Here is a 5,786-nt window from a genome sequence, read left to right as displayed (position 1 = left end):
CTCGGATCTCCAGATCAGGACAGCAGGCGCACAGGGCCAGCGACCGGCAAAGCCGTCAGCCTCACCCTCCCCAGTGAAGATCACCAACAGCATCCAGAAATTGAGCCAGAGCCCATTCATGTGTACGCGGCTGAGCACTTTGGCGAGTACGCCGACAGGGGGATGTAGTCAGCACGGCCGTACTCCTCGACAACGACGAATCGTTCGAGGGATAGCAGGGCCGCTTCGGGGTCCCCTGATACGGAGCGCACCCGCTCGATCGTCCACCCGTCGGGAAGTCCTGCGTTCACTGCCGCATGATCGCAGCGGATGGCGTCTCACAGCCACTCGTTTATGGCGGCGCGCTCGACAACCCGGACGGCGACCGGCTGCTCCACGCCGAGCCGGCCGCGGCCGATCGGGCCCGCCAGGCGCGGAAGGCCGTGGAGCGGGAGCGCCGCCGTCCGGCCTGCACCCGCTGCTCGGCGAAGTTCTCGGACGAGCGGTGGAAGGAACGCCGGACCGGCTGGAAGGTCAGAAGGGCGGCGCGCCCGGGCTGCTCCGGGTCCTCTTCCCACCGGTCGAGGGTGGCGAGGACCGCGCCGTTCGACAGCTCTTCGACGGCGAGGACTTGGCGCCGGGACTGCCAGTCCGGGCTGAGCGCGGAGAGCGTCCGGTGGGCCCCGTCCCGTCCGTCGGGGCGTGGGGCGGGCGCCCGGGGGCCGGCCAGACCCGAAGGGCCCGGCCCTCCTCCAGAAGACGGAGGGCCCGGCCCTCCTTCAGGAGGACGACCGCCACCGCCACCCGGTGCGAGCGTGACCCCCATGACCACAACTCGCCTCCCCCACCGCCGAATCGTCGCCGCTCTCCTCGCCGCAGCCACCCTCGTCGCACTCGCACCGAGCGCCGCCATTGCCGCCCCGGCCGTCTCGCCAAGCGCGTCCCTCGACTTACAGCCCGAGCTGAACGCCCTGGTCGAGCAGGGCACCAGCACCGCCGCGCTCGCCGAGGTCCGTGACCACGGGCGCACCATCTTTCGTGGTGCGGTCGGCACCGCCGACCTGGCCACCGGCCAACCGGCCCGCGCCGACGGGCGGTTCCGCATCGCCAGCACCACCAAGACCTTCGTGTCGACCATCACCCTGCAACTGGTCGACGAAGGACGAATCAAGCTCGACGACCCGATCGAGCACTACCTGCCCGGCGCCATCCCGAACGGCGACGCCATCACCATCCGCCAACTCCTCAACCACACCAGCGGGTTGTACAACTACCTCGACGACCCGCACGTTCGCTCCAACACCGAAGCGGGCAACCGGGAGTTCCTTGCCACCGGCCGCTGGACCGAGTACACCCCACAGCGACTGCTGGCCATCAGCACCGCCAAACCCCCGTACTTCGCCCCTGGCCAGGGCTGGCACTACTCCAACACCAACTACGTCGTCATCGGCATGCTCATCCAGCAGGTGACCGGCCACAGCTGGCGGGACGAGGTCGAGGCGCGGATCATCCAGCCGCTCGGCCTGCGCCACACCACCCTGCCGACCGACTCCACCGCCGTCCCCGGCCCGCACGCGCACGGCTACTTCAAGTTCCCCGAGGGCCCGGGGGACGTCACCCGGCTCTCCCCCACCATCGCTGACGCGGCCGGCGCGGGGATCTCCACCACCGACGACCTCGCCCGCTTCCACGCGTCCCTGTTCGGCGGCCGCCTGCTCTCCCCGGCCCGGCTCAGCGAGATGACCACCACCGTCCCCATCCCCGGTGCGCCCGACCACGCCGAGTACGGGCTCGGCGTGGTCCGCTACGACCTCTCCTGCGGTCAGTTCTGGGGCCACCCCGGCGAGATCCCCGGCTACTCGACCGGCCTGCTCGGCACCCGGGACGGCAGCCGCCAGTACGCCCTCTCCTACAACGAGTACGACAAGAGTGACTCCGCCCAGTCCAACCGGCTCTACCGAGCCTTCGAGGAGAAGGCCCTCTGTGGCCTGGCCGCCTCGGGCTGACCGACGTGTATCTCGATGGCGTTCGGAGTGGAAATCAGGAAGGCTCTGGCGCATGGTCTCGGTGTTGCAGAACGTGGCGATCGACTGTGCGGATGCCTATGAGCTGGCCCGGTTCTGGAGCGGGGTGACCGGCCGTCCGCTGGGCCCGGGAGACAAGGCCGGTGATCCGGAGGTTCAGGTGATGCTGGCGGAGGGCCCGGTCCTGTACTTCAGCCAGGTGCCCGAGCCCAAGACGATCAAGAACCGGCTCCACCTGTGCCTGCGCCCGGAGACCACGCGAGAGCAGGAGGTGGAACGCCTGCTGGATCTCGGCGCCACCCTGGTCGCCGACCGCCGGAACCCCGACGGCTCCGGCTGGGCGGTCCTGGCCGATCCCGAAGGCAACGAATTCTGCGTTCTGCGCAGCGAGTCCGACCGGGCCGCCATGACGTCCTGACGCCACCCCCCGGACCAACCCCGGCGGCACTGCGATGCCCGCCCGCACACACTGGGAGAACCGGTCCGCGCCCGAACCCCCGAGCGGGCAGCGGACCGGTCCCCGACCGAGGCATCAGCGCCAGACAACCTCGACATGCTGCACCAGGAACAGCAGCACGGCGACGGTCAGCCGGCGTTCGCGAGCACTGCGCCGAGCATCCGGCCCGGGTCACGCCAGGCCGGCCGCGCCGGCCGCGCCACCGCCTGGGGCCGACGGCCCGTCCCACGGGTGTGCGGCGCAGCGTTTCGGCGCCGTGAGGTGCGAGTGGTCATGATGTTCTCCTCCGAGTCGTGGGTGGCTGAACGGACGCGGCCGCACACGACGACGTTCCAGTGTGCGCGGTGCCCCGGGCAGGGCCGGGGCGGGTCCGTGGCGCTGGACGATAGGGGAGCCAGAGCGCCGGTCAAGTCCTGACCGGGGAGCGAAATCCAGCAGCAGGGCGCGGCGAAAGCGGCGGACTGTACACCTTCCTGGCGGCCGGTCAACCCCCGATGACCTGTGGGAGCCGCCATCCGGGGTGCAAGGGTGGTCTCCACCCTGCGGGCGGGGTGGAGACCACCGGGTTGGAACGAGCGGGAGAGGCGGCTACTACTCCGGGGTCGTCGTGGGCGGTGCGACGGCCTCGCCGCCGTTCTCGACGGCGGCGATGACGCGCTGGTGGTAGCGGGTGAGGGACTGACCGTCGGGCAGGGGAGCGGGTGTGCCGGTCAGGGTGTACCACTCGTCGGCGCCGCGGTACTGGACCGCGACCCAGACCTGCCCGTTCGGGAAGGCGGTGGTGACGACGGTGAGCTCACCGGTGACGCAGCCGACCTCTTCGGTCATCACACCACCGGGCCCCGCCGTCACGTGCGCCTGGTGGCGTTCACCGTCCGGCGGGGTGGTCACTGGCCGCAGGTGTCGAGCATGTCGGACAGGGCCTGCTTCTCGGGGGCGGTCACGTTCAGCCGGTAGTGGCTCTTCACCTCGACCCACGCCCGGGAGTAGGTGCACCAGTACGACCGCAGCGGCGGCCGCCACTGGTCCGGCCCCTTGTCGCCCTTCGACCTGTTGCTGGCCGCGGACACCGAGACCAGCTGAGGCTCCACCAGGTCATTGGCGAGAGCCTTCCTCGTACCGGTATCCCAGAGATCGGCGCCACTGCGCCACGCGTTCGCAAGCGGCACGACGTGGTCGACATCAAGGTCCTTTGAGTCGGTGAAGGTCTTGGCGTCGTACGGGCTGACCCAGAGGCCCGCGACGGCCTGGCACTTCTCGTTCTGCACGACATCCTGGCCATCACGCTGCAGCACGACCTCGCGGGTGTCGCACTGCCCGTACTGGACAGCCCAGTGCGGGAACTTCGCACGGCTGTAGCCCTCCATCGAGTGCGGCTCGGCCACGGTCAGGCCAGCCAGCTCCCCACGCGCCACATCGACGGGCGGGGGCTCGGGAAGGGCGCGGTGCCCGACCTCGGCTGCGGCGACGGGTTGGCCGGTGGAGGCGAACGCGGGGCTCGCTGCCGGCAGGGCGGTCAAGACGAGCGCGGAGAGAGCGGTGACGGCACGACGCCACCCGACATGAGTGATCACGCGACCACCAGTACAGGACCCCCGTCACTCCGTGACGGAGCGTCATCCGGATGCGGGCGCGCCATCGGCACCGATTGACACCGGGCGCGAGCGGGGCGGCATCCCGACGCCGCCATCAGCGAGCCCGCGTGGGGGCAGACCCGCCACTGGCTACCGATCTGCGTAGGTCAGGCCTGGGTCTGCTGGTGGTGCCCGGTCTGTTCGGCGGGCTGATCGAGTTGCTGTTGACGGCGGCGCTGTTCGTTGCGCAGGTCCTCGACGTGCTGGGTGAACCTGGCCAGGGCGAGGTCTTCCTTGTCGGCGCCGAACTCGTGGCAGGCACCGACGTCTCACGGACAGGTCGACGGGCACTCGGCCGTGCGAGTGAGGCCGTCAGCCGTGCGGTCGCGTCACCATGATCCCGCCCGGCCGCGAGGGCCACAATGAGCGCTGTCCCGGGCCCGGACGGTGCCCGGGGTTCGTGATTCCCCGCCTGGAGGTACCAATGCGCATCCGCACGGCCGTGGCTGCCCTCGCCCTCGCCGCCCTCGGAGTCCTCGGATTCGCCGGAGCGGCACAAGCCGACATCATCTTCACCCAGTCTTGCGGCGGCGGCCCGGACGTGGGCGCTGTCTGCTTCTTCGGCTAGCAGTCAAGTCGGCCGGGACGGCGGCGACCATGTCGCCGGTCCCGGCCAGGACGCGGGGCCCGCCCGCCGCACAACAGGCTCGACCCGCATGAGCTGACCGTGGCCTGCCGACGATCGCCCTCGGTTCCGGGAACGGGCGGCACCGCCCGGACCGGTGCCGCCCTTCGAGGCTGAACCGGGCGTTTGCGATCAATCTCGCACGGATCCGCCGGAGTCACCCCGGCGCCAGCCGCCAGGTGGGGCATTACCTCCAGGCGCGGGGGGTACGGGCGCCGGCCTGGGAAGGTTCCCCATCAGCGAGGCTGGCCGGCGACGCCTCAACCCGGAATCACCCGGCAGAGGCAACAAGTGCGCGGCGGGGATCAGAAGCTGTTTTCGGTCCCCGATCGGCCAAGGCGTGTCTGGCAATTCCCGCCGAACGCGCGAATTGGCAGACAGTCCTTGGGCCGCCGCCCGCTCTCCGGCGTTCGGGCCGCAGGGCGGGCGGGGTGGCGTGGGGTCAGTCCAGGGCGAGGAAGCTGCCGACGTTCTCGTCCGGCCGGAACTCGCCCGGCCCCAGGGGGTTGAGGATTCTCGTCTTACAGTTGCCGTCGGGGAAGAGCAGGATGGTGCCGCCGGTCCGGTTGGCGATCGCGGTGTCGGGGCCGAGGCCGGGGTGGCACTGGCCGCCCTGCGGGTCCCGGATCTGCTTGAACTGGCTGCCGTTCTCCATGATCACGACGCCGGGGGCCGCCGAGGCGGTCGAGAGGTTGACGAAGGACAGGGCGAGGGCGCCGGCGGTGACCACGAGGGCCGAGCGCGGGCTGAAGCGCATACGCATGAGGGGACTCCCGTACTGGGGTTCACAAGAGGGGCACGTCACCGGGAGTCCCGAAGCCCCGAACCGGCCGGTACCTCGTTGCTCCCGGTGACTGATTACCCGCGCCCGGGACCAGATCTCACGACAGCGCCCGGCGGTTCACCCGAAGGAGATTCGCATACCTACTGTTTCCGCTGTGTCTGCAGGCCTCGGTCCGGCTGCGGTGGCCGGCTGACGGGCCGGCCTGGGGTCCACGATGGGGTGCTCCGGGTGGGCGCGTCCCCGCATCGTGGCCGACACGCCGGTCGCTGGCCCGTCCCGCGAG

The 5,786-nt window shown here is 70.7% G+C and carries 7 protein-coding genes; 4 read left to right on the top strand and 3 right to left on the bottom strand.

What is annotated here, in order from left to right:
* The first annotated feature begins 803 nt into the window (after nt 1–803).
* Both ACFU7Y_RS38685 and ACFU7Y_RS38680 read left to right on the top strand, forming a co-directional pair.
* A complete protein-coding gene (locus tag ACFU7Y_RS38685; RefSeq protein ID WP_380771165.1) occupies nt 804–1,985 on the top strand; it encodes a serine hydrolase domain-containing protein in 1,182 nt (393 codons plus the stop codon).
* 52 nt (nt 1,986–2,037) lie between these two features.
* The gene (locus tag ACFU7Y_RS38680; protein WP_380771164.1) at nt 2,038–2,421 is read left to right on the top strand and encodes a VOC family protein; all 384 of its coding nucleotides are present in this window, start codon (nt 2,038–2,040) and stop codon (nt 2,419–2,421) included.
* A gap of 630 nt (nt 2,422–3,051) precedes the next feature.
* Here ACFU7Y_RS38680 and ACFU7Y_RS38675 read toward each other — a convergent pair.
* Both ACFU7Y_RS38675 and ACFU7Y_RS38670 read right to left on the bottom strand, forming a co-directional pair.
* Nucleotides 3,052–3,288: a hypothetical protein gene (locus ACFU7Y_RS38675; protein ID WP_380771163.1), complete on the bottom strand. Its 237-nt coding sequence runs from the start codon at nt 3,286–3,288 to the stop codon at nt 3,052–3,054.
* A 59-nt stretch (nt 3,289–3,347) separates the two neighbouring features.
* Nucleotides 3,348–4,034 carry a DUF1524 domain-containing protein gene (locus tag ACFU7Y_RS38670; protein WP_380771162.1) on the bottom strand — a complete coding sequence of 229 codons (687 nt, stop codon included), beginning with the start codon at nt 4,032–4,034 and terminating at the stop codon, nt 3,348–3,350.
* Nucleotides 4,035–4,162: 128 nt separating this feature from the next.
* Between ACFU7Y_RS38670 and ACFU7Y_RS38665 the strand changes: the two genes are divergently transcribed.
* Complete coding sequence (locus ACFU7Y_RS38665) at nt 4,163–4,432, top strand: hypothetical protein (RefSeq protein ID WP_380771161.1); 270 nt, start codon at nt 4,163–4,165, stop codon at nt 4,430–4,432.
* An 86-nt stretch (nt 4,433–4,518) separates the two neighbouring features.
* Nucleotides 4,519–4,662, top strand: a complete 144-nt coding sequence (locus tag ACFU7Y_RS38660) for a hypothetical protein (RefSeq protein WP_380771160.1) — start codon at nt 4,519–4,521, stop codon at nt 4,660–4,662.
* Nucleotides 4,663–5,161: 499 nt separating this feature from the next.
* Here the strand turns inward: ACFU7Y_RS38660 and ACFU7Y_RS38655 are convergent, their stop codons facing one another.
* Nucleotides 5,162–5,482, bottom strand: a complete 321-nt coding sequence (locus ACFU7Y_RS38655) for a hypothetical protein (RefSeq protein WP_380771158.1) — start codon at nt 5,480–5,482, stop codon at nt 5,162–5,164.
* Nucleotides 5,483–5,786: the final 304 nt, after the last annotated feature.

The sequence above is a fragment of the Kitasatospora sp. NPDC057542 genome (assembly GCF_042801945.1).
GTDB lineage: Bacteria > Actinomycetota > Actinomycetes > Streptomycetales > Streptomycetaceae > Kitasatospora.
Note: the sequence above shows the minus strand (reverse complement) of the source record. Positions and strands in the feature narration are given on the sequence as shown.